The sequence below is a fragment of the Moraxella sp. K02 genome (genome assembly GCF_041154755.1).
In the GTDB taxonomy this organism is placed as follows: domain Bacteria; phylum Pseudomonadota; class Gammaproteobacteria; order Pseudomonadales; family Moraxellaceae; genus Faucicola.
Map to the genome: position 1 here is coordinate 1645125 of NZ_AP031590.1, position 21679 is coordinate 1666803.

Consider the following 21679-nt stretch of genomic DNA (forward strand, 5'->3'; position numbering starts at 1 on the left):
GCAATAGCATCTATTATGCTATCAATCCGATTACGCTTGTGTATTGGCTAAGATGTCTTTGAAAAGCTGTTTTTGTTCAGCGCTTGGGCTTGCGGTTTGGATAGACATCAATTGTCCCATATCGCCTTCGACGCGGATTTTGCCAGACATAAAGGCTTCCATCGCACGGTTCATATCACGATCAAAAAATATCGCTTTTAACGTGTCGGCATCCAGTTTTAAGGTGGTTAAAGCACCATCTTTTAAACCTTGATGGATTGTCCCATCATAAAAAGCGGCATTGACTTCTTGATTGTCGCTATCTGTGACTTGTAAATTAATCGACATATTTTTAATCGCGGGTGGTAGATTTAGGTCACCTGCTTTATTGGTTAATTCGTTAACTTTATCAAACCATTCTTGTGTTAAAATTTTAGCCATTTTAAATCCTCATTATCGTTAGTTGTATTAAAACTTGTGCATCTTACCGAGATTTTGTATGAATGACAATTCTCTAACGCATAATAAACCCATTTATAGAGCAACGATAATGGCACTCGGTTAACCATTTTTAGCATTGTTACTAGATCGTGTATGGGGTGTTAAAAAAATCCCCACAATTTACATGGTTTTTTTTATTTTTCATATTATAATAGTTGGTGTGTAATTTTTTTTTGCGCTATGCACGTTACATTAGATGATATTTAGCAAAGATTAAGTTACAATACTTGGTGAGAATCGTGAGTTTGAGCCTATTTTACTGCTTGTAAATTTACTGTTTTGCGTCAAGATTTAGCCGCTAATTTCTTTAAAACTCATCGTGAAACTAGCCACTAAACAGTTAGCCTATCTTATAAAAAAATAACTAGTGCCAACGCCTCTGACCTGATAGTTTTATTGACAGGCACAAAGGAGATTTCTGCTTAAACTTGTTGATAATATAGGCTGTAAAGGAAATCATCGAATGAATTTACAAAACACAGCAATACCTATTACCGATGATTATGAAGTGGACATCATTAAGTTGTTCTCAATCATGGCGGTAGTATATGGTATTATCGGTATGGCAATTGGGGTGTTCATTGCATCACAATTGGCATGGCCTGCCCTCAATTTTGGTATCCCTTGGCTAACATTTAGCCGTTTGCGTCCATTGCACACCAACGCGGTGATTTTTGCATTTGGTGGTTGTGCGTTATTCGCAACTTCATATTATATTGTTCAAAGAACTTGTAAAACGCGTTTATTCGCACCTTATTTAGCCTGGTTCACCTTTTGGGGTTGGAATCTTGTTATTGTTGGCGCAATTATTACCCTACCCTTGGGTTTAACCTCAGCGAAAGAATATGCTGAGCTTGAATGGCCCATTGATATTTTAATTGCCGTGGTGTGGATATCTTATGCTATTGTGTTTTTTGGTACGTTATTGAAACGCAAAACCTCGCATATCTATGTTGCTAACTGGTTCTTTGCTGCATTTATTTTGACCATTGCGTTACTCCATATTGTCAATAGTATGTCAATCCCTCTGAGTTTCTGGAAGTCATATTCATTGTTTGGCGGTGCGACTGACGCTATGGTGCAATGGTGGTATGGTCACAACGCCGTAGGTTTTTACTTAACAGCCGCGTTTTTGGGTATGATGTATTACTTTGTCCCTGTACAAATCGGTCGTCCTGTTTACTCCTATCGCTTATCTATTATCCACTTTTGGGCGTTAATTGCGTCTTATATGTGGGCGGGTGGTCACCATCTTCATTATTCAGCACTCCCTGACTGGGCACAGTCTTTAGGCATGGTATTCTCTATCATTTTATTTGCGCCTTCATGGGGCGGTATGATTAATGGTGTACTTACCTTATCAGGCAGCTGGGATAAACTTCGCACAGACCCTATTATTCGTTTCTTGATTGTTGCACTGTCATTCTATGCGATGTCAACGTTTGAAGGTCCAATGATGTCAATCAAAACCGTCAATGCGTTATCGCATAATACTGACTGGACCGTTGGTCACGTGCATTCTGGTGCGTTAGGCTGGGTTGGTATGATTACCGTTGGTTCATTATATGTATTGATTCCACGTATTTGGAACAAACAAAAAATGTATTCAACTGATTTGATCACCACGCACTTTTGGCTGGCTACCGCAGGTACTATTTTCTACATCGTGTCGCTTTGGATTTCAGGTATTGGTCAAGGTATGATGTGGCGTGCTACAAATCCAGATGGAACGCTAGTGTATAGTTTCGTTGATACGGTCTTGTTCTCGCACTATCCTTACATTGGTCGTGCATTTGGTGGTTTCTTGTATGTCTCAGGTATGGTCGTCATGGCTTACAACGTCTACAAAACTATCACGATGCCAAGCACTAAAACTGTTGAAGCAGCAGATACCACTACACCTGTAGTAGAAACTGCTACCGCAAAACAGATTTAAGGAGAGACTCATGAAACTCAATCACGAAATTATTGAAAAAAACACGGGTCTTTTAGTTATCCTAATTGTTGTGTCTATCAGCTTTGCCACTTTGGTAGAAATCGTGCCATTGATTTATACCAAAGAGGTTAACCAACCTTTGCCCAATATGAAGCCATGGACTGCCCTTGAGATGGAAGGTCGTGATATTTATATTCGTGAAGGCTGTCACGTCTGTCATACCCAAATGGTTCGTCCTCTTCGGGCTGAAGTAGAGCGTTATGGACCTTATTCGCGTGCTGCTGAATCAGCTTGGGATCACCCCTTCTTATGGGGTTCCAAGCGTACTGGACCTGATCTTGCGCGGGTTGGCGGACGTTATTCTGATGACTGGCAACGCGAACACTTAATTAACCCACAATCATTGGTACCTGAATCTGTGATGCCACCATTTGCTTGGTTAGCAGAACGAGACGTTAACCCTGAAAAAGTGCAAGCAAAAATGCGTCTATTCCGTGACCGTTTTGGTGTGCCATATAGCGATGCTGATATTGCAGGTGCACCTGATGCGGTACAAGGTAAAACTGAGCTCGATGCCGTTGTTGCGTATTTACAACAACTGGGCACTGCAATGAAAGGTCAACGTTAATGCTGGGCACATTACACAGTATCGCAACGGTCGCAGCGTTTATCGCTTTTATTGCGATTGTTTGGTGGGCTTACTCACCAAAGAATCGCAAACGATTTGAAGAAGATGCAAAACTTGCGTTAGATGACGAAGACCTAACAGACGCATCACAACGCAATAAGGATAAAAAATGAGTGGATTTTGGAGTTTTTGGATAACCCTATTTTCCATCGGTTGTTGGGCTTGGATTTTGTATTGGTTAGTCGGTGTATTGGGTTATCGCCCAACCATGTCGGATGACGGTACCACAGGTCATGAATACGATGGTATCCAAGAGTTTGACCGTCCATTACCAAAATGGTGGTTAGCAATCTTTTGGGGTTCATTAGCTTGGGCATTACTATACATGCTATTGTTCCCATCAGTAATGCCAGGCTCATGGAAAGGTATCACTACGGTAAAAGTAGATGGTCAAGATGTTCCTTGGACCAGTGCTAATGAATTAGCATCCGATCTTGAGCGCAATAATGCCGTATTTACTGGCACGTTCAATGATAAAATCTTAAAAGACAAAGCGGTAACGGCACAAATTGATAGCCTTGCTAAATTACAAGCGCAGCAAGCTAAAAATGCAGAACCCAATGCTGAATTAAAATCGCAAATTGATAAAGGTATTGTAGGGCTGGCACCTGCCGTTCTAAAACTTTCTCAAGATCCACAAGCGATTAAAATTGGTCAGCGTTTGTTTTTACAAAACTGTTCAGTGTGTCATGGCTCACAAGCGCATGGTGCACCCGGTTATCCAAACTTGACGGACAATGACTGGATTTATGGCGGTACACCCGATAAAATCTTGTTAACCCTAAATCATGGTCGCGTTGGTGGTATGCCAGCTTGGAAAGCGCAGATTGGTGAGGATGGTGTTCGCGCCGCATCTGAGTACGTACTATCACTATCACCAGGCAAGGGCTCAAAAGAAAATGGTCAGTTGAACCAAACTTTGGTTAATCAAGGCAAGGCTATTTATGATACCAACTGTGCAGTATGTCATGGTAAAGATGGTAAAGGTAACCCTGATGTCGGTGCGGTGAATCTTACGGATGACATTTGGTTATATGGTGGCGACCGTGAAACGGTTCGTACTACGTTACGTAATGGTCGTGCCGGTGTGATGCCACATTGGGATACCAAACTGGGTAACGAGCGTATTATGTTATTGGCAGCGTATGTTTATTCCTTAAGCGATCACAAACAAGATGGTTCTGTGATGACGCCAACCACTGTTGTTAATAAAGAACGTGGTGCAGCCTCTACCCCAGTTGAAACTGCAAATGCGGTAAAATCTGCGGTTGCTAGTGCGGTAAAATAATTTTTAACCGCCACTTAAAAAAGCGAGTTTTAGTTACTCGCTTTTTTATTGGGGATTTATTTGTCCCTCTTTACTTGCCTAGTTTTACATGCCTAGTTTTACATGCCTAGTTTTTCAAAGGCAGCTTCATCAAAACCAATGATTAACTCATTGTCTGAGACGACAATCGGGCGCTTAATCATACTCGGCTTAGCTACCATCATATCTAACGCAGCATCCACATCTTGATTCATTTGGGCTTTTTGCGCATCGCTAAGTTTGCGGTAGGTTGTGCCTTTGCTATTTAATACCTTATCTATACCTGCTCGCTTTACCCAATGGGCTAATGTCGGTTTATCTATCGCCTGTTTTTTATAGTCAAAAAATTCATACTCCAAACCCAGTGCAGTTAATTTATCAAACGCCTTTTTCATGGTGCTACAGTTTTTGATACCGTGGATGGTGATGCTCATATTGGCTCCTTTTTTTATCGCAATTTTTATGGTTTTAGGCTATGCTATGGGGCTTAATATATTTTCCCATTCAAATACTGCAAATTCAGACCATTATGAGTAATTCAGCTTTAACCAGTCAATACCAACCCCAAGTTATCGAGCCTGCCCAACAACAAAAATGGGAACAGCAAAATCGCTATCAAGTAAATAATGCGGCATCTGATAAGCCGTCACGTTATTTGCTGTCTATGTTTCCTTACCCCAGTGGCAAGCTGCATATGGGGCACGTGCGTAACTACACGATTAGTGATGTGTTGAGCCGTTATTATCGGTTAAAAGGTTATGAAGTGTTGCAACCAATGGGCTGGGATGCGTTTGGTATGCCTGCAGAAAATGCGGCGATTGCCAACGCTGTCGCCCCTGCTGCGTGGACGTTTTCAAACATTGATAACATGCGCGCGCAGCTCAAATCATTAGGACTATCGATTGACTGGTCACGTGAATTTGCCACTTGTACGCCAGAGTATTACAAGTGGGAACAATGGCTATTTGTACAACTGTTCAAAAAAGGCTTGGTATACAAAAAACTCTCAACCGTGAATTGGGACCCTGTTGATAATACCGTCCTTGCCAATGAGCAAGTGGTGGATGGTCGCGGTTGGCGCTCAGGTGCGCTAATTGAAAAACGCGAAATCCCCATGTACTACTTTAACATCACCGCCTATGCAGACGAGCTGTTAAATGATTTGGATAAGCTAGAAGGTCATTGGCCACAGCAAGTGATTACCATGCAGCGCAACTGGATTGGTCGCTCTGAAGGCATGGAAATTCATTTTCCCTATACCTTAAATGGTGAAGAAAAAACCCTAGATGTGTTCACTACCCGTCCTGATACCTTAATGGGCGTGACTTATGTATCTGTGGCGGCTGAGCATCCACTAGCAAAACACGCGGCCGCGACAAATCCTGCCCTACAAAGCTTTATTGAAGCCTGCAAAAAAGGCTCAGTTGCCGAAGCAGACTTAGCCAAAGCTGAAAAAATGGGTATGGACACGGGTCTGACTGTCACCCATCCGTTAACCGGTGAGCAAGTGCCTGTTTGGGTCGCGAACTACGTATTAATGAGCTACGGTTCTGGCGCTGTCATGGCAGTGCCTGCACATGATGAACGCGACTTTGAATTTGCCAATAAATACAAGTTACCTATCAAGCAAGTGATTGACCTAAAAGAACCCCACAAGCAAGGTCAACAGTTTGATGCGACGACTTGGCAAGACTGGTATGGCGATAAGCAAAATGGCGTGGCTATTAACTCGGGTGAGTTAGATGGTTTAAATTTTAAACAAGCCTTTGACAAAATTTTAACCCAACTTGAGCCACAAGGCTTGGGTAAAAAAACCATCAATTATCGGCTACGCGATTGGGGGGTATCTCGTCAGCGTTATTGGGGTTGCCCAATTCCGGTTATCAACTGTACAGACTGCGGTACAGTGCCTGTCCCTGAAAGTCAGCTGCCTGTGGTATTACCTTTAGATGTGGTGCCCGATGGACGTGGCAATCCCCTCAACAATCTTACTTCATTTACCGATGTCAACTGCCCATGTTGCGGCAAGCCTGCCAAACGTGAAACCGATACCTTTGATACTTTTGTAGAATCAAGCTGGTATTACGCGCGTTTTGCGTCACCCAATTATACCGATGGGATGATTAATAAAGTCGCAGCCGATAAATGGCTACCTGTGGATCAATATGTAGGCGGTGTTGAGCACGCGGTGTTACATTTACTGTATGCGCGTTTTTTCCACAAGCTCATGCGTGATGAAGGTTTGGTGCAGGGTGATGAACCCTTTGCCAATTTACTCACCCAAGGCATGGTCTTGGCGGGTACTTATCTTCGCGAAAATGCCGATGGTAGCAAATCCTATTACTTTCCAGAAGACGTTGATATCCGCTACAACGACAAAGGTCAGCCCATCGAAGCGACCTTAAAAGCCGATGGTCAGCCAGTCAAAATTGGCAAAATCGAAAAAATGTCGAAGTCAAAAAACAATGGTGTCGACCCCCAAGCGACTATTGATCAATATGGCGCAGATACGGTTCGACTTTACACCATGTTTACCGCGCCTGTCGACCAGACGCTTGAATGGATTGACGATGGGCTAAAAGGTCCGTATAACTTTTTGAAAAAAGTATGGCGTTATACTATCGAGCATGCCGACACACTGGCACAACAATCTTTAACCGCAGCAACGCTATCGGTGAGTGATGCCCAGTCGCTTAGTAAAGCCGCTAAAAGTTTACGCCGTAAAACACATGATACTATTGGCAAATTAGATGACGCCTTTGGCAAAAACTTGGCGCTCAATACGCCTGTGTCATTTTTAATGGAATTGTCGAACGAACTCACCGCTTTTGACATTCGTTCAGATAGCGATTTGGCGGTAGCCAATGAAGCACTGGTGACTTTATTGACCTTGCTCACCATGTACGCGCCGCACATGGCAGAAGTCCTACTTGAGGAGTTAGGGATGGATGTGATGACGCTAACCTATCCAGCCGTTGATACTTCAGCCTTGGTACAAGACACTATTACCATGGTGGTGCAAGTCAACGGCAAAATCCGTGGTCAAATGGATGTGGCGCCAAACAGTGACAGCGATTGGTTAAAAACCGAAGCGAAACAACTCGACAGCGTCGCTAAATTTATCACCGGCGATATCGTCAAAGAAATCGTGGTGCCCAATAAACTGGTCAATATTGTGGTAAAAGCCTAATTGATTATAAGGGCTTATTGGCAACCTAAGCCCTTTTTGACCTTAAAGCTTTATAATGAAGCATTATAACAAAGTGTTATAACAAGAAGTACCGACAATCATAGACAGGTAACTATATGAATAAGCCATTTCTTCGTATCCTCCTAAGCAGTGTGTTACTGACGCAGCTACCTGCCTGTGGTTTTCATCTACGTGGTTATGATGCGCCCATGTCACAGAATATCCCGACCACTGAGCTGATTTTTAACAACACGCCAGAAGACTATGCGGTCAAAAATTCGTTAAAAAAACAACTCCACCAGCTGAGCATTAATACCCAAGATAGGGTGATTGATAAAAATGCAACCACCCAATCAAATACCACTTTGCCTGCCAGTATTGAAGTCAAGAATATCCGCCTACAAAACTACCAGCTACGCGGTATTTTGACCGAAATTCGTATGGTACTAAGCGCAGAGGTGAGCTATCGCGCCATTGAAAATGGTCAACCCCGGACGCTGACCAATACGATTCAAGTACAGCGCAGCTATCAGTATGACCAAGGTGTGGTAGCCACTGACAACCCCCAAGCTGAGCAAATTAAAGTATGGTTGTATGACAACCTGGCGCAGCGTATTGCTGACCAATATGTCGCACTAAGCCTTCCAAAAATCACCAAAGTACCTACCGCAACTACCCCCTAACCTAATTGATAATACGCTGATGCAGTACAATTTTTTAAATGCCTTTCAACATCTCAAAAGTAGGCAAGACCCAACCACTGGGGTGTGGCTACTGCATGGCGATGAAGATTTGCTGTCACAGTGGCTAATTGAAAAAATGTCGCCCAATTGGCGACAGCATAATATGGCAATTTCGCGCATGGATATCACCAGCGCCAAATCATGGCAAGCGATTTTGGCAGAGCTGAACAGTATGTCACTCTTTGACGACAACAAAGCCATTATCGTTCATGGTAATCATAAACCCGATAAAGAGGCATTAACACAATTAGCGCAATTTGCGACGAGCAATTCGAGCAATTGCTTAGTCATTATCAGTGATAAATACGATAAAAAAAGCCAAAGCAGTGCGTTTTTTTTGCTTTGCGATAAATTTGGTCAAGTCATTGAATGCCATCTTTATCAAGAGCAGCAACGCGAACAACTGCTACAGCAACACGCCCAAGATTTTGGGCTCGAACTCACCAAACCCGCTTGGCAAATGCTGATGGCACAAACTCAGCATAATTTGCTGGCGGCTTACCAAAGTCTGTGGCGGCTCTCCTATCTTTATGCTACAACAGATGCGAATCCCCCTACCCATTTTGTGACCATCGATGAGCCTCACCTGTTTGATGGGTTGGTGAGTCAATCTATGTTTACCACCTTTGATTTATCGGATGCCATGTTGGCAGGTGATACCGCGCAGGTTGCAAAAATCTTACAGCAACTCAAAGCCAGTGAAGAACCAGAGAGTTTGGTGTTATGGATGATAGCCAAAGACATGCGCAATATTTTAAGCTTGCAATCAGGGGCAAGCTATCAAAGTCTCGGCATTTGGCAAAGCAAGCAACAGCTGTATAGTAAAGCCCTGCATCGTCATTCCCATGACGCTACCCGAAACTGGTCGGATGCGCTGTACCAAGCCGACCAAGCCATCAAAGGACGGGTACAACAACCGGCTTGGGAACTACTCTACCAACTCGCTTTTCGCCTAGCGGGTCAACCGCTATTTCACTAATTGCTTTAAAAGTTACTTTTAAAGTTGCTTTTAAAAATGCTCCGCAACCTTTACAGCTTTTCAAACAACCCGCCCATCAAATCACCATACAATCCACCACCCCCAAATTTTTAATGCGTTTTTCTTACTCATAACATTTATTTTATAATCCAGTAAGATTATGTGGTTATAATTAAAAATCCTTGCGACTTCCCTATTTTTATTGCAATTTATTCTCATTTAGCTTTTAATACTCCCTGTTAAAAAGCTGTATTTATTTAATTTTTTTCAATTGTTTATCCCTTGATAAGGCTTGGCACGATGACGGCTACCCAAAAAAAATGGCTCAAATGGGCAATCTTAAGTTTGATCGTTATTTCGCTGGCAGCGTTAGCTTATTGGTACTTTAAACCCAAACCCCAAAAACCCAATTACATCACCGCCAATGTCGAGCGTAGCGATATTGAGAACAGTGTCATGTCCACGGGCAAAATTGAAGGCATTAAACAAGTGGATGTGGGCGCTCAGGTGTCAGGGGAAGTGACAAAATTGTATGTCGAGGTGGGTGATACGGTCAAAAAAGGCGATGTTATTGCTCAAATTGACCCAGTTACCCTGCAAAATACCTTAACCACGCAGCAGGCTACCTTACAGCAAAGCAAAGCGAATTTGGAAAGTACCAAGTCCGCCTATCAGACCAAACAAGCCGCGCTTGCCACAGCGCGAGCCGACTTGAAAGGTAAAATAGCAACCTTGCAACAATCGCAAACAGAATACAATCGCCTAAAATCTTTGCTTGCCATGAATGCCATCTCCAAACAAGAGCTGGAGCAAGCGGATACCGCTGTCAAAACAGCCCAAGCCAATGTAGACAGCGCCCAACAAGCGATTGCGACCGCTCAAGCAAATATTGCCTCATCGCAAGCCGATATTGTTAGTGCACAACAAACCATAAAAAAAGCACAAACCGATGTCAATACGGCTGAAAAAAATCTTGGATATAGCCAAATTGTTGCCCCGATGTCAGGGACGGTGATTTCTATTACCACCAAACAAGGGCAAACGGTGAACGCCAATCAATCAGCCCCCACCATTGTGACATTGGCAGATTTGAGTAGTGTGCGCGTGAAAGCCAAAATATCAGAAGCCGATGTCGTTAACCTCGAAGTAGGGTTGCCTGTTTATTTTAATATCATTGGACGCCCAGATAAGAAATACCAAGCCACACTGTCAACCATTGGACCTGCGCCCGATGGTACTACCGCCAGTGACTCATCTACGTCAACGGATTCGGCGATTTATTATATTGGTTATTTTACCGTCCCCAATCCCGATGGCGCGCTACGTATCAACATGACAGCACAAGTCTATATTGTTGAAAATAAAGTCAATAATGTGCTTAGCGTACCGGCTGCGGCAATCAAAACTGACCCAAAAATGGGCAATTATGTTGAAGTCGTACAAGCCGACGGTACTACCAAAAAACAAGCGGTCAAAACAGGTGTCACTAATCGTATTACCACCCAAATTCTTAGCGGCGTCAACCAAGGTGATAAGGTGGTTGTAGGGCAAGCAACGGTGAGTAAATCAAGTTCATCGTCTAAAAATAAGGGTGGTCCACCGATGTTGTAATCATCGGTAGATGATAACCCTAGATTGGAAACGTTGATTGTAACCTATGACGCATGCTAACCCTATGACGCATGCTAACTGTGAGACACACGGCTGATGATAACGCAAGACACCAAACAACCTATTATGGAAGTGAAGGATTTAATCCGTGAATTCCCTGCAGGTGATGAAAAAATTCGGGTTTTACATGGGATAGACTTGACCATTTATGAAGGCGAAATGGTGGCAATTATCGGTCAATCAGGCTCGGGTAAATCCACCTTAATGAACATCTTAGGCTGCCTAGATCAGGCGACTGCGGGCAGTTACCACATTTATGGCAAAGCGGTGGACAAACTTACCGCAGACGAACTTGCCGAGCTTCGCCGTGAGCATTTTGGGTTTATTTTTCAGCGCTATCATTTACTCGGTGACATCAATGCCCAAGACAATGTCGCTGTCCCTGCTGTATATGCAGGGATGCCGGTGCGGCAACGTGAAGCGCGCGCCACCCAATTGTTAGACGACTTAGGTCTTGCGGCAAAAACCCAAAATCGCCCTAGCCAACTCTCGGGTGGTCAACAACAGCGTGTGTCTATCGCTCGTGCGTTAATGAATGGTGGCGACATTATCCTTGCTGATGAACCGACTGGGGCATTAGATAGCCAATCGGGTAAAGATGTGATGGCAATTTTGAGAAATCTAAATAGCCAAGGTCATACCATCATTATGGTGACCCACGATCCTTCTATCGCTGCCCAAGCGGAACGCGTGATTGAAATCAAAGACGGACAGATTCTTAAAGATTATTATACCGACAATAGATTTGACAAAACCACTGAGGTTCAACACCTAAATTTTGCCAAAAAATCTGGCGTTACCGCGTTTTTAGACCGCTTGTCTGAAGCCTTTAAGATGTCTGTTTTGGCGATGAAAGCCCATAAAATGCGGACATTGTTAACCATGTTAGGTATTATCATTGGTATTGCCTCTGTGGTATCGGTAGTGGGTCTAGGGCAAGGTTCTCAACAAAAAATTCTCAATGATATCAGCGCCTTAGGCACCAATACTTTAACCATACGAGATGGCTATAAATTTGGTGACCCTCGCCGTAAATACCATGATAATAATTTAACAGATGCCGATGCCAATGCTGTCGCAGAACAGCCTTATGTGCAAAGCGTCAGTCCACAAGTCAGCAGCAATAGCGCCACCGCCCGTTACCGTGAAACAGAAGCTTCTGTGAATGTCAGTGGCGTGGGCAAAGATTATCTAACAGTGAAAGGGGAAAAACTGGCGCTTGGGCAAACCTTTAATGATAATAGTATCACCTCGATGACCCAAGATGTGATTATTGATGATAATGCGAAAACCGCCTTTTTTGCCAATGTCAGCGATCCCATTGGTGAAGTGATGTTGGTGGGTAGTGTGCCCGCTCGCGTCATCGGTGTGCTGCAGCCGTCAGAGCAAGCTTTTGGTCCAAGTTCAGACACCCCTACCCTATATATGCCTTATACCACTGTGATGCGTAGAATGGTTGGTACTAGTCATGTAGATAGTTTTATTGTGCTACTAAAAAACACTATCTCGTCTAGTGCTGCTGAGCAAGCTGTTTCTGATTTGATAAAGCAGCGACACGGCACCGATGACTTTCGTATTCAAAACTCTGATTCAATTCGTCAGACGATTGAATCCACCACAGGCACGATGACATTATTGGTATCATCGATAGCTATTATTTCTTTGATTGTGGGGGGTATTGGCGTTATGAATATTATGCTTGTCTCAGTCACCGAGCGTACCAGTGAAATTGGTGTGCGTATGGCAGTGGGCGCAAGGCAATCTGATATCATGCAGCAGTTTTTGATAGAAGCGATTTTGGTGTGTATCTTGGGCGGGATTTTAGGCATTAGCCTAGCGTTTGCCATTGGGGCTTTAATTAACAAATTTGCAGGGGGTAATTTCCAAGTGGTGTATTCAACCACCTCCATTGTAGCTGCTGTGGTGTGTTCCACTCTCATTGGTGTGGTTTTTGGGTTTATTCCGGCGCGCAATGCCGCCAGACTCAATCCTGTTGATGCCTTATCAGGTGGTGAATAATCAGGTGGTGAATAAAATTTTTATCACCTGATTAATTAACATTTAGCCAATCAAGATTCATCTAATTAAGGCTGGATAAGTTAAAGATTAAAGGGGTGAAAACGTATCATAAGTCGATGAATTTACGCCTCTATTTTCATGGAAATCTTTAGTTAAAAAAAGTGTGAGAAAATGCTTGCAAACCAAGATTTAATGCGTATAATATGCACTCACTTAACGGCAATAGCCAAAACAAAAACGTGAAAAATCGTTTTTGATTGCCTTAACAGTTTTGGATCGTTAGCTCAGTTGGTAGAGCAGTGGACTTTTAATCCATTGGTCCCGCGTTCGAGTCGCGGACGATCCACCATATTTTGAAAGTTTGACAATGTCATTTTATGAATTTGACTTGTGAAATCAAAATTGCTTTGCAATTTTTAATGCTTTAGCAAATCATAGATTTGCTCTTGCGCAGCTAAAAACGTCTCCCAGACGTTTTCTTAATGCTTCTTAGGATCGTTAGCTCAGTTGGTAGAGCAGTGGACTTTTAATCCATTGGTCCCGCGTTCGAGTCGCGGACGATCCACCATATCCAAAGCCCTTATCGAATTGATAAGGGCTTTTTTTATACGCTTGATTTTTAGCGCTATGATTTAGGCTAGTAGTTTAGATTAGACAAATAAAAATTAACTACTCTACTTTAACGCATCTTTGATTGCATTAAATAGCTGGCTTAACGTTTAGCAAAGAAAAAGCCAAACCTTTAATGGTTTGGCTTTTAACAGCATCACTGTTGGATACTGTAGATATAGGCTATGGCTTTCACTATAGCTTATTTTTGGTATGGGTAGTTAGGTGATGTACTTAATACATAGCCTGTTGCACCACCTGCGGCTGCACCGATTGCTGCGGCTTTACCGATGTCGCTACGGTCGCCATCTGATTTTGCCAGTGCACCTAATGCGGCACCCGCTACCGCACCTTGCATCGCCGCGCGAGAAGAGCCTTGAGTAGTGACGCGGTTGCCATAGGCATCAGTGGTAGCACACGCTGTCAATGCCGTTGAACCAACAAGTGTCGCAAGTACCGCAAGTGTTTTAAGTGATTTCATACTTTTCTCCAGTAGGGTTTCCATTTGCTAAAATATCAGGTGCTTTTAGCAACTTACGGAAGTTATATTAGCGCAAATTTTTCACCCTATTGTTATGAATAAAGGCTGATTTATACGTGTTTTGTAAGTAACCTTGCTATAATTTGGGCAACAAATAGCTTACTCAAGGTTGCGTTAACTTTTTCTACAATACCGCACATATATTAGGCATGATACGTGTTCAATAAATCGGTGAATTGCGCTTCAGTCACCACTTTCACCCCCAGTTTTTCGGCATTGGCAAGTTTACTACCCGCTTTTTCGCCTGCGAGCAATGCGGTAGTCTTGGCAGAAACGCTGCTTGAGACTTTCGCCCCTAATGCTTGCAGTTTGGCTTTGGCTTCATCACGTCCCATGCCTTCAAGGGTGCCTGTAATGACCCAACTTTGACCTTTAAGCGGCTGATTACCTTCGGGCACTTGGCTGACAGGCTGCCAATGAATACCCGCTTGTAATAATCGATTGATGACTTCGATATTGTGCTCGGCACGAAAAAACTCAAAAATCGAGTCTGCGGTTTTTTCACCGACATCGGGGGTTTTTTGTAAGGCTTCGATACTCGCTGCCATGAGCGGCTGCAAGTCGCCAAATTGCATGGCTAAATTCATCGCTGTGCTCTCGCCCACGCCACCAATACCCAAAGCAAAGATAAACCGCGGTAAGGTCGTATCTTTACTTTTTTCAATGGCGGCTAGCATATTTTCGACAGATTTTTCGCCCAATTTTTCAAGGTTGATGAGCGCGTCGCGGTGATTGTTGAGCGCATAAATATCTGCGACATTTTTAACAATACCCTGCTCAAAAAAGTTAATCAACCAGCGCTCACCGAGCCCGTCGATATCCATCGCTTTACGACTGACAAAGTGAATCAGTGCTTCTTGTTGCTGGGCTGGGCAAAATAACCCCCCGGTACATCGTGCCAGCGCTTCCCCCTCTGGCATGATAACGGGTGAATCACACACCGGGCAATGCGTCGGCAGGCTCACCGCTTGGGCATTGGCGGGTCGCTCGTCCGTCCAAACGCGCGTAACTTTGGGAATGACATCACCGGCACGGTGTACGCTGACCATGTCCCCTGCTCGAATATCTAAACGCTGAATTTCACCGATATTATGCAGGGTCACATTGCTGACAGTGACGCCACCGACATTGACAGGTTCAAGCTTGCCCACGGGCGTCAACTGACCTGTGCGCCCTACTTGCCATTCAATTGCATTTAGACGGGTCATGACGGTTTCGGCAGGGAATTTATAGGCGGTTGCCCAGCGTGGCTCACGGCTTAAAAAGCCCAGTTGCTCTTGCAAGGCTAAACTATTGACCTTAATCACCGTGCCATCAATTTCAAAGGGTAAGCGACTGCGTTTCTCAATCACCGATTGATAATACGCTTGTAGCTGCTCGGCTGTTTGCACGATTTTGATATCGCTAATGCTAAAGCCCAACCCTTGTAGCCAAAAAAGCGCATCGGATTGGGTAGTAATCTCAGCGGGCAAGCCTTGATTGACAGAATAGGCATAAAACGCCAGCGGACGACTTTTGGCGATATTGGGGTCAAGTTGGCGCAAACTCCCTGCGGCGGCATTACGCGGATTGGCAAAGGTTTTCTCCCCTTTTGCCTGTGCATCACGGTTGAGCTTGGCAAACCCTGCTTTGGGCATGAGTACTTCGCCGCGCACTTCTAGGCGCGGTATATCAATCGGCAACTGCAGCGGAAGATTTCGAATAGTACGCACGTTTTGGGTAATATCTTCGCCCGTTTGACCATCACCGCGCGTGACCGCTTGGGACAACTGCCCGTTTTGGTACAACAGTGAAACCGCAAGCCCGTCAAGTTTGAGTTCGACTTCATATTCGGGGTTTTGCTGATGGTCCGTCAAACGGTCATTGACCCGTCGCATAAAGTTCTGTAAATCGTCAAAGGTAAATAAATTACCCAGTGACAGCATGGGTATTTGGTGGGTGACTTGGTTAAAAAACGGCAACGGCTTGTCACCTACTTGGTTGGTAGGGCTGTCGCTTTGTACCAATTCAGGATGGGCGGTTTCTAGTGCCACCAGTTCTTGGCGGAGTTGGTCGTATTCGCTATCTTCTAACAGCGGATTATCTAAGACGTAGTAAGCGTGGTTATGTTGTTTTAGCTGTGCAATGAGTTTGCGCATTTGCGCAGTAATGGCGGCTGTGTTCATAATCATGATGATTTAAAAAAGATAACGGATATTTTACAACAAAGTGATGGTTTACTTGGTCAATTTTTTCAGTCATCACCTAAGTCAAAACAATAAACATTTTGACCATAAAATTTTTGATAATAAAACTTTTAACCATAAAAAAAGGCACTCACGAGGAGTACCTTGTTTTCATTTTAGTAAAATCTATCGACCAAAATTAATGGCTAGCTCGCGCATGGCTTGGGTGTTTTCTTTGTTAATCGGCTCACCTGTGTCGTCATATACCGTGGCATTTAGGTCATTGGCAAGCAATCCTGCGATACTCATCATGCTATCAAAGCCTTGAACAGGGCGTGGGTGTGGTAGCGATAAAAATAATACCAAGCCTTTCATGGTTTGCGTCGGTAATCGATTGAGATCGAAAGGTGAAATACCCTCATTGTCAATCATCATCAGACTAAACCACAATAAGCCTGTACCGTCTTTGTTTTCATAGCGATGGAACATATTCATCGCACCAAACTTCAAGCCATACTTGTCAATCAGCTCTAACAAATAATCGCCTTTAATGTCGACAAACTGCTGATTAGGAAAAATACTGATGTTGATATTTTGAATCGCGTTGTTGAGTGGGCTGTTTTGTTCTTCGTCAATTTGCGCTTGGATATGGGTGTCCAAAATTGGGCTGTTATCAGTAAAGCTGTCATTTTTTAGCTGATTTTCATCGAAAGTATGCACAACAGGGCTGATAGTCTCTGTGGCATTGGCAAGCATGCTAAAAGCGTCGTTTTCGTTTTCCACAAATGTATTAGTTTCTGCCAATAATTTGTCATTGGCAGATTTAGTGGCATTGGCAAAACCGCCATTGGCTGGATAGTTATCTAGGTGCAACTCGGTATCGTCCGCGCTTAGCTTTACTTCGCCTTTAGGATTGTCGGGTGTAATTTCTGCTTTAAACAATTGGCTTTCTTCGGGCTCAGGGCGCTGATGGCGTGGAATAATAGGTAGACCATCTTTATCATGTTCAATCGCGTCAGTCGCTAATACATCTTGGTTTTTTTGACGAATGGATTTTAGTAGCGTGTAAATACCCCAAACGATAGCAACAACCGCAAGAATGATAAGAATAAGCTGAGTGATAGACATAAACAACGACCTTTGAGAAAGACGATAACGACCCTGTTTGTAGTGTAAAAATTTTTACATCGGTATTTTTGCCGTTATACTATCATGACTTCATAAAATCAGCTAGAAAAAACCGTGACAAGGCTTGACTTTTTGCGTATTTGACAGGTGAAAATCGCTTATGTCAAATAAGCCTCTACCTCAGCCATATCCACACTGACCAACTTGGACACCCCTGCCGTTGGCATGGTCACACCTTTGAGCTCATCGGCAATTTGCATGGCAAGTTTGTTATGACTGATAAAAACAAATTGTACGTCTTTGGCAAGCTGCTCAATTAAGCGGGTAAAGCGCGTGACATTGGCATCATCGAGCGGGGCATCGACTTCATCGAGCACACAAAATGGCGCAGGCTGCTGTTTAAAAATAGCAAAGATTAAACTTAGCGCCGTTAAGGTCTTCTCCCCGCCCGATAACAGTGCCAGACGGCTGTTCTTTTTGCCTTTCGGCTGCGCCATAAGCTCTAACCCTGACTGCCAGCCTTTGCCGCTGCTATCTTTGACATTGGTATGGTCTGATAACACCAGCTGCGCTTGCCCGCCGCCGAACACTTGGGTAAATAGCTTGTTAAGTTCGATATTGACTTGGGTCAACATATCCATAAAAAGCTGTTTGGTCTGACTGTCAATCTGCTGGATAGCAAGTTGCAACTTATCAATACTGGCGGTCAAATCCGAGATTTGCTCAGCAAGGGGCGCTAAGCGGCTGTTCACTTCGCTGAGCTCGGCTACCGCGGCATGATTGACTGCCCCAAGATTAAGCACTTGTGATGCTAACTGCTCGAGTTGTCGTTGTAGTTGCTCGCGTTTGCTGCTACCCAGTAAATCAATGTTGTCAGTTTTTGGCACGGCGATTTTGCGACTAGTCAATTGCTCACCAATCAATGCGACGTTTTGTTGTGCTAGTGCCAATGCGGTGTCGGTGGTGTGATATTGCTGTTGTAGTTGGCTTAACTGCTGCTGAGACTCTTGCACACCCAATTGCGCTTGATGCACCTCGGTTTCCATGGTTTTCAAGGTCATTGTCAATTGCGTAACGCTGTCATTGGCGGTTTGCAGTTGCGTCGAGTCCACCTTGAGTTGCTGTTGTAGCTGTGGCAAGCGTGCCTGCTGCTCGCTAATTTTATGACTCAGCAGCTGCTGCTCACTGGTGAATCTTGCTTGGTCTTGGCAAGCTTTGGCAAGTTGCTGCTCACTTGCGGTGATTTGCAATTGTCCGGTTGCCAGTGTTTGGGTGATGCGATTTTGTTGTTGTTCTAGCTCGCGCTGCTGACTCGCAAACTGGTTTAAGCGCTCATCGAGTGACTGGCGTTCGCTGATTTGTTGCTGTAATTGCGGTTGTAAATGCGAAAGCGTGTTGCTTAGCTCATAACTCCGCTGTTGCTCTTGCTGCAATTTGTCCGCAAAACCTAGCCCCTCTTGTTGTAGACGCTTGCTGTCACTGTCGAGGCGTTTTTTATCTTCATTAAGTTTATCGAGTGCGGATTGATAGCGATACTGCTGTTGTAGTTTTTGTTGCTGGTATTGCTGTTGTTGCTGGGTTAGGCTTAGCAGTTGATTACGCGCGGTTTGGTCTTGGGCTTGCCATTCTTGCAGACTAACCTTCGCTTGTTGCAAGCGATCGGCTAGACGCTGCAGTTGCGGTTGTTGCTTCGCTAAGTGTTCATCGAGCTGCTCAATACGGGTCTCATTCATCAACTGCTGGCTAAAACTGATAACCTGCTGACCCTCAGCTTGCAACAAATGGCTTAGGTTAATCAGCAGCTGATGATTACAGAGTATCAGTTGTTGCGCTGAGGTATGCACCAGCAACCAATCGCCCGTTGGTAAGTTATCGAGCAGCCCTTTATCCTGCACATCTGCCCGGTCAAATGGCGTCGCACTGATCCAAACCTGCTGAAAAATAGCCAGATTGGGCGCCGCAATCAAAGCAGACAGTGGCAAACAACCGTCTATTAGATGGCTGTTCGCTGTATTATTTTTCGAGGTGTTAGGTAAAGCTGATTGATTATCAATAAACACCGCATGGTCATGGATGATTTGGGCAAAATCTTGGTCAGCCGCGATAGACCATTTGGAAAATACCGTAACTAGGGTATCAAAAACATTGGCATACCCCTTACCTGTTTCGGTCAATTGCAGTTGACTGATAAGTTTTGGCAAACTGCTAGTGTGTTCTTGATTGACTGAATGGTGGCTAACTTGGGCAAGGGCAGTTTCTTGTTGGGCTAGAAAATTTTGTAGTGTCGCGTGCTCGGTTTGCCACGCTTGGTACTGCTGCTCAGCTTGGCGATGCTGACGGGTTAAGCTGTCAACTTCATCGGCTTGGTCAGCGATAGACTCTTGACGGGCAATGATATTGGCTTCAAGACGTTCAATCTCATCACTGAGTCTCGTCATTTGCATGTCTAGTTCGTTATTATCAAACGCTGCAAATTGCTGATCAAATGTGGCGTTAGCAGTCTGCCATGCCAGTACGGCTTTGTCATGTTCGCTTTGGCGTTGTTGTTGGCGCTGTTGTTGGCTGGCATGGTGTTTAAGGGCGTTTTCACTGACGGCAAGATTTTTTTCTACGTCTTGCTTTTGCTTATTTAACGCCACTATATTTTTTGCAATTTGCTCACGCTGCTGTTTGCAATCATCTTGCTCCTCACGCAATTGGCGCAACTGTGCGGTGAGCTGCTCAAGCTTTGCAGGTAAGCCTTCAATACGCATTTGTGCTTGCTGTTTTTGTGCTTGTAACGCTTGTTGATACTCAGCAAAACGACCCAGCTCAACATTGAGGACATTTAGACGTTGTTGGTCATTGGCAAGGGCTTGCTCAGCTTGTTTCAGTAGACTTTGCGTTTCATGCTGCTGCTGCCAATAATCCTTAGCAAGATTTTGCTGGGTTTGTAGAGTCTGCTGTTGCTCAGTCAGAGCCTGCTGGGCAAGTTGCTGCTGCTCGATTAATCCTTCAATCAATATTTGCTGAGCATCCACCCGCTCACGCATTGCTTGAAAATCTGCCGCGAGTGTTTGCTGTTTTTGCCATGCCCGCCCATAGTCATCGATGAGTAGCTGTTCACTGATCGCCTGCTGCGCTTGTTGCCATTGTTGGGCTTGTTGTGCCGTTTTGGCTTGTTTTTCTAGGCGTTTTTGTTGGCTGGTCAGTTCGCTGACCATATCATGTAGCCGCGCTAAATTATCGCTTGCAGTATCGAGCTGTTTTTGGGTGTCATCACGCCGGCTTTGGTAGCGCGACACGCCCGACGCCTCTTCGATAAACTCTCGTAGCTGCAATGCATTGGCATCAATGATACGCCCTATCATACCCTGCTCAATCACCGCATACGAGCGCGCGCCAAGACCTGTGCCCAAAAAAATATCGACCACATCGCGGCGACGGACTTTGGTACCATTGATAAAGTAATCGGATTTGCCTTCTTTATTGATTTGCCGACGTACCGATAATTCTTGATACAGATTGAGCGCGTGGTGGATGCCGCTGCTACCATCTTCGCCGCGGGTATGTTCAAACACCAATTCTACGCTTGCCAAGCTTTTGGCAGACTTGTCTTGCGTGCCTGCAAAGATGACATCACTCATCGCGCCGCCACGAAGCTGCTTGGCGGAGGATTCGCCCAGCACCCAGCGGATGGCATCAATCACATTGGATTTGCCGCAGCCGTTGGGCCCGACAATCGCGGTGATGGTTTTGGGGAAATGAAACGTTGTAGGGTTGGCAAAGGATTTAAAGCCTGCCAGTTTGAGCTGTTTTAACCGCATGTTGCTAGAGTGTAGGTATCAAAAAAAGGCGCTTATTTTAGCAAAATTTTAGCGATTATTCATTAAATCTATGCTGACTTGATCTATGCTAACTGGGTACACACAAATCAGACTAAACCTGCTAAGCCCTTAAGCTGATAAATCTGCCATGGCATAAAAAAAAGCATAAAAAAAACCGCTAAGTGGCTTAGCGGTTTTATAGGCTATTGGCGAATATTATTTTGCCGGTGACGCAGTAGCAGTCGCTGTATTTGCCGTTGCAGTTGCTGTATTGGCAGGTACAGAAGCTGTTGTGGTGGTGGTTGTCGTCGTGGTGGTTTCAGTCTTGGCTTCTTCTTTTTTACCACAACCCACAAGGCTGATGACCGTCACTAATGCGATTAATAATTTATTCATAGTTTTCTCCAAAAACGGTTAA

The 21679-nt window shown here is 44.3% G+C and carries 16 protein-coding genes and 2 tRNA genes; 11 read left to right on the forward strand and 7 right to left on the reverse strand.

Features of this window, described 5'->3' with window-relative positions:
• Nucleotides 1–30: 30 nt before the first annotated feature.
• Nucleotides 31–420, reverse strand: coding sequence for an SCP2 sterol-binding domain-containing protein (locus ACAM39_RS07310; RefSeq protein WP_369627186.1), 390 nt, complete (start codon nucleotides 418–420; stop codon nucleotides 31–33).
• 523 nt (nucleotides 421–943) lie between these two features.
• Here ACAM39_RS07310 and ccoN point away from each other — a divergent pair.
• From ccoN to ccoP, 4 genes are read left to right on the forward strand one after another with little or no spacing between them, the layout of a single operon-like run.
• On the forward strand, nucleotides 944–2416 hold the full coding sequence (ccoN, locus tag ACAM39_RS07315) for a cytochrome-c oxidase, cbb3-type subunit I (protein ID WP_369627187.1): 1473 nt from the start codon (nucleotides 944–946) through the stop codon (nucleotides 2414–2416).
• Between the two features lie 10 nt (nucleotides 2417–2426).
• A complete protein-coding gene (ccoO, locus tag ACAM39_RS07320) occupies nucleotides 2427–3044 on the forward strand; it encodes a cytochrome-c oxidase, cbb3-type subunit II (protein ID WP_369627188.1) in 618 nt (205 codons plus the stop codon).
• Nucleotides 3044–3217 carry a cbb3-type cytochrome oxidase subunit 3 gene (locus tag ACAM39_RS07325; RefSeq protein ID WP_036597952.1) on the forward strand — a complete coding sequence of 58 codons (174 nt, stop codon included), beginning with the start codon at nucleotides 3044–3046 and terminating at the stop codon, nucleotides 3215–3217. Before ccoO ends, ACAM39_RS07325 begins: the two co-directional genes overlap by 1 nt.
• A complete protein-coding gene (ccoP, locus tag ACAM39_RS07330; protein WP_369627189.1) occupies nucleotides 3214–4392 on the forward strand; it encodes a cytochrome-c oxidase, cbb3-type subunit III in 1179 nt (392 codons plus the stop codon). Before ACAM39_RS07325 ends, ccoP begins: the two co-directional genes overlap by 4 nt.
• Nucleotides 4393–4490: 98 nt before the next feature.
• On the opposite strand, the gene ACAM39_RS07335 is transcribed toward ccoP, so the two are convergent.
• A complete protein-coding gene (locus ACAM39_RS07335; protein WP_369627190.1) occupies nucleotides 4491–4844 on the reverse strand; it encodes a Spx/MgsR family RNA polymerase-binding regulatory protein in 354 nt (117 codons plus the stop codon).
• A gap of 95 nt (nucleotides 4845–4939) precedes the next feature.
• On the opposite strand from ACAM39_RS07335, the gene leuS reads away from it, so the two are divergent.
• The 7 genes from leuS to ACAM39_RS07370 all read left to right on the forward strand — a co-directional run bounded on the left by leuS (nucleotide 4940) and on the right by ACAM39_RS07370 (nucleotide 13580).
• Entirely contained in the window at nucleotides 4940–7600 is a 2661-nt protein-coding gene (gene leuS / locus ACAM39_RS07340; RefSeq protein ID WP_369627191.1) for a leucine--tRNA ligase, read from the forward strand.
• 116 nt (nucleotides 7601–7716) lie between these two features.
• Nucleotides 7717–8283 (forward strand): LPS-assembly lipoprotein LptE, encoded by a 567-nt coding sequence (locus ACAM39_RS07345; protein ID WP_369627192.1) that lies wholly within the window; start codon nucleotides 7717–7719, stop codon nucleotides 8281–8283.
• A 19-nt stretch (nucleotides 8284–8302) separates the two neighbouring features.
• Complete coding sequence (holA, locus tag ACAM39_RS07350) at nucleotides 8303–9322, forward strand: DNA polymerase III subunit delta (RefSeq protein WP_369627193.1); 1020 nt, start codon at nucleotides 8303–8305, stop codon at nucleotides 9320–9322.
• Nucleotides 9323–9622: 300 nt separating this feature from the next.
• On the forward strand, nucleotides 9623–10933 hold the full coding sequence (locus ACAM39_RS07355; RefSeq protein WP_369627194.1) for an efflux RND transporter periplasmic adaptor subunit: 1311 nt from the start codon (nucleotides 9623–9625) through the stop codon (nucleotides 10931–10933).
• 96 nt (nucleotides 10934–11029) lie between these two features.
• Complete coding sequence (locus tag ACAM39_RS07360) at nucleotides 11030–13012, forward strand: MacB family efflux pump subunit (protein ID WP_369627195.1); 1983 nt, start codon at nucleotides 11030–11032, stop codon at nucleotides 13010–13012.
• Nucleotides 13013–13285: 273 nt separating this feature from the next.
• Nucleotides 13286–13361, forward strand: a tRNA-Lys gene (locus ACAM39_RS07365).
• A 143-nt stretch (nucleotides 13362–13504) separates the two neighbouring features.
• Nucleotides 13505–13580, forward strand: a tRNA-Lys gene (locus ACAM39_RS07370).
• 243 nt (nucleotides 13581–13823) lie between these two features.
• Here ACAM39_RS07370 and ACAM39_RS07375 read toward each other — a convergent pair.
• From ACAM39_RS07375 to ACAM39_RS07395, 5 genes are all read right to left on the reverse strand, one after another.
• The gene (locus ACAM39_RS07375) at nucleotides 13824–14102 is read right to left on the reverse strand and encodes a glycine zipper domain-containing protein (protein ID WP_128679898.1); all 279 of its coding nucleotides are present in this window, start codon (nucleotides 14100–14102) and stop codon (nucleotides 13824–13826) included.
• A gap of 203 nt (nucleotides 14103–14305) precedes the next feature.
• Nucleotides 14306–16327, reverse strand: coding sequence for an NAD-dependent DNA ligase LigA (ligA, locus tag ACAM39_RS07380; RefSeq protein WP_369628587.1), 2022 nt, complete (start codon nucleotides 16325–16327; stop codon nucleotides 14306–14308).
• A gap of 186 nt (nucleotides 16328–16513) precedes the next feature.
• Nucleotides 16514–17455, reverse strand: coding sequence for a cell division protein ZipA C-terminal FtsZ-binding domain-containing protein (locus ACAM39_RS07385; protein WP_313092522.1), 942 nt, complete (start codon nucleotides 17453–17455; stop codon nucleotides 16514–16516).
• 158 nt (nucleotides 17456–17613) lie between these two features.
• A complete protein-coding gene (gene smc, locus ACAM39_RS07390) occupies nucleotides 17614–21261 on the reverse strand; it encodes a chromosome segregation protein SMC (RefSeq protein ID WP_369627196.1) in 3648 nt (1215 codons plus the stop codon).
• Between the two features lie 216 nt (nucleotides 21262–21477).
• Nucleotides 21478–21657 carry a hypothetical protein gene (locus ACAM39_RS07395; protein ID WP_062331398.1) on the reverse strand — a complete coding sequence of 60 codons (180 nt, stop codon included), beginning with the start codon at nucleotides 21655–21657 and terminating at the stop codon, nucleotides 21478–21480.
• Nucleotides 21658–21679 lie beyond the last annotated feature (22 nt).

Excerpts from the sequence above, each read along its gene's own strand:
- holA (WP_369627193.1), top strand. The coding sequence starts at position 8,303 with ATGCAGTACAATTTTTTAAATGCCTTTCAACATCTCAAAAGTAGGCAA.
- ACAM39_RS07395 (WP_062331398.1), bottom strand. The coding sequence starts at position 21,657 with ATGAATAAATTATTAATCGCATTAGTGACGGTCATCAGCCTTGTGGGT.
- ccoN (WP_369627187.1), top strand. The coding sequence starts at position 944 with ATGAATTTACAAAACACAGCAATACCTATTACCGATGATTATGAAGTG.
- ccoP (WP_369627189.1), top strand. The coding sequence starts at position 3,214 with ATGAGTGGATTTTGGAGTTTTTGGATAACCCTATTTTCCATCGGTTGT.
- ACAM39_RS07385 (WP_313092522.1), bottom strand. The coding sequence starts at position 17,455 with ATGTCTATCACTCAGCTTATTCTTATCATTCTTGCGGTTGTTGCTATC.
- ACAM39_RS07345 (WP_369627192.1), top strand. The coding sequence starts at position 7,717 with ATGAATAAGCCATTTCTTCGTATCCTCCTAAGCAGTGTGTTACTGACG.
- ACAM39_RS07375 (WP_128679898.1), bottom strand. The coding sequence starts at position 14,102 with ATGAAATCACTTAAAACACTTGCGGTACTTGCGACACTTGTTGGTTCA.
- ACAM39_RS07335 (WP_369627190.1), bottom strand. The coding sequence starts at position 4,844 with ATGAGCATCACCATCCACGGTATCAAAAACTGTAGCACCATGAAAAAG.
- ACAM39_RS07310 (WP_369627186.1), bottom strand. The coding sequence starts at position 420 with ATGGCTAAAATTTTAACACAAGAATGGTTTGATAAAGTTAACGAATTA.
- ACAM39_RS07360 (WP_369627195.1), top strand. The coding sequence starts at position 11,030 with ATGATAACGCAAGACACCAAACAACCTATTATGGAAGTGAAGGATTTA.
- ccoO (WP_369627188.1), top strand. The coding sequence starts at position 2,427 with ATGAAACTCAATCACGAAATTATTGAAAAAAACACGGGTCTTTTAGTT.
- ligA (WP_369628587.1), bottom strand. The coding sequence starts at position 16,327 with ATGAACACAGCCGCCATTACTGCGCAAATGCGCAAACTCATTGCACAG.
- ACAM39_RS07355 (WP_369627194.1), top strand. The coding sequence starts at position 9,623 with ATGACGGCTACCCAAAAAAAATGGCTCAAATGGGCAATCTTAAGTTTG.
- smc (WP_369627196.1), bottom strand. The coding sequence starts at position 21,261 with ATGCGGTTAAAACAGCTCAAACTGGCAGGCTTTAAATCCTTTGCCAAC.
- leuS (WP_369627191.1), top strand. The coding sequence starts at position 4,940 with ATGAGTAATTCAGCTTTAACCAGTCAATACCAACCCCAAGTTATCGAG.
- ACAM39_RS07325 (WP_036597952.1), top strand. The coding sequence starts at position 3,044 with ATGCTGGGCACATTACACAGTATCGCAACGGTCGCAGCGTTTATCGCT.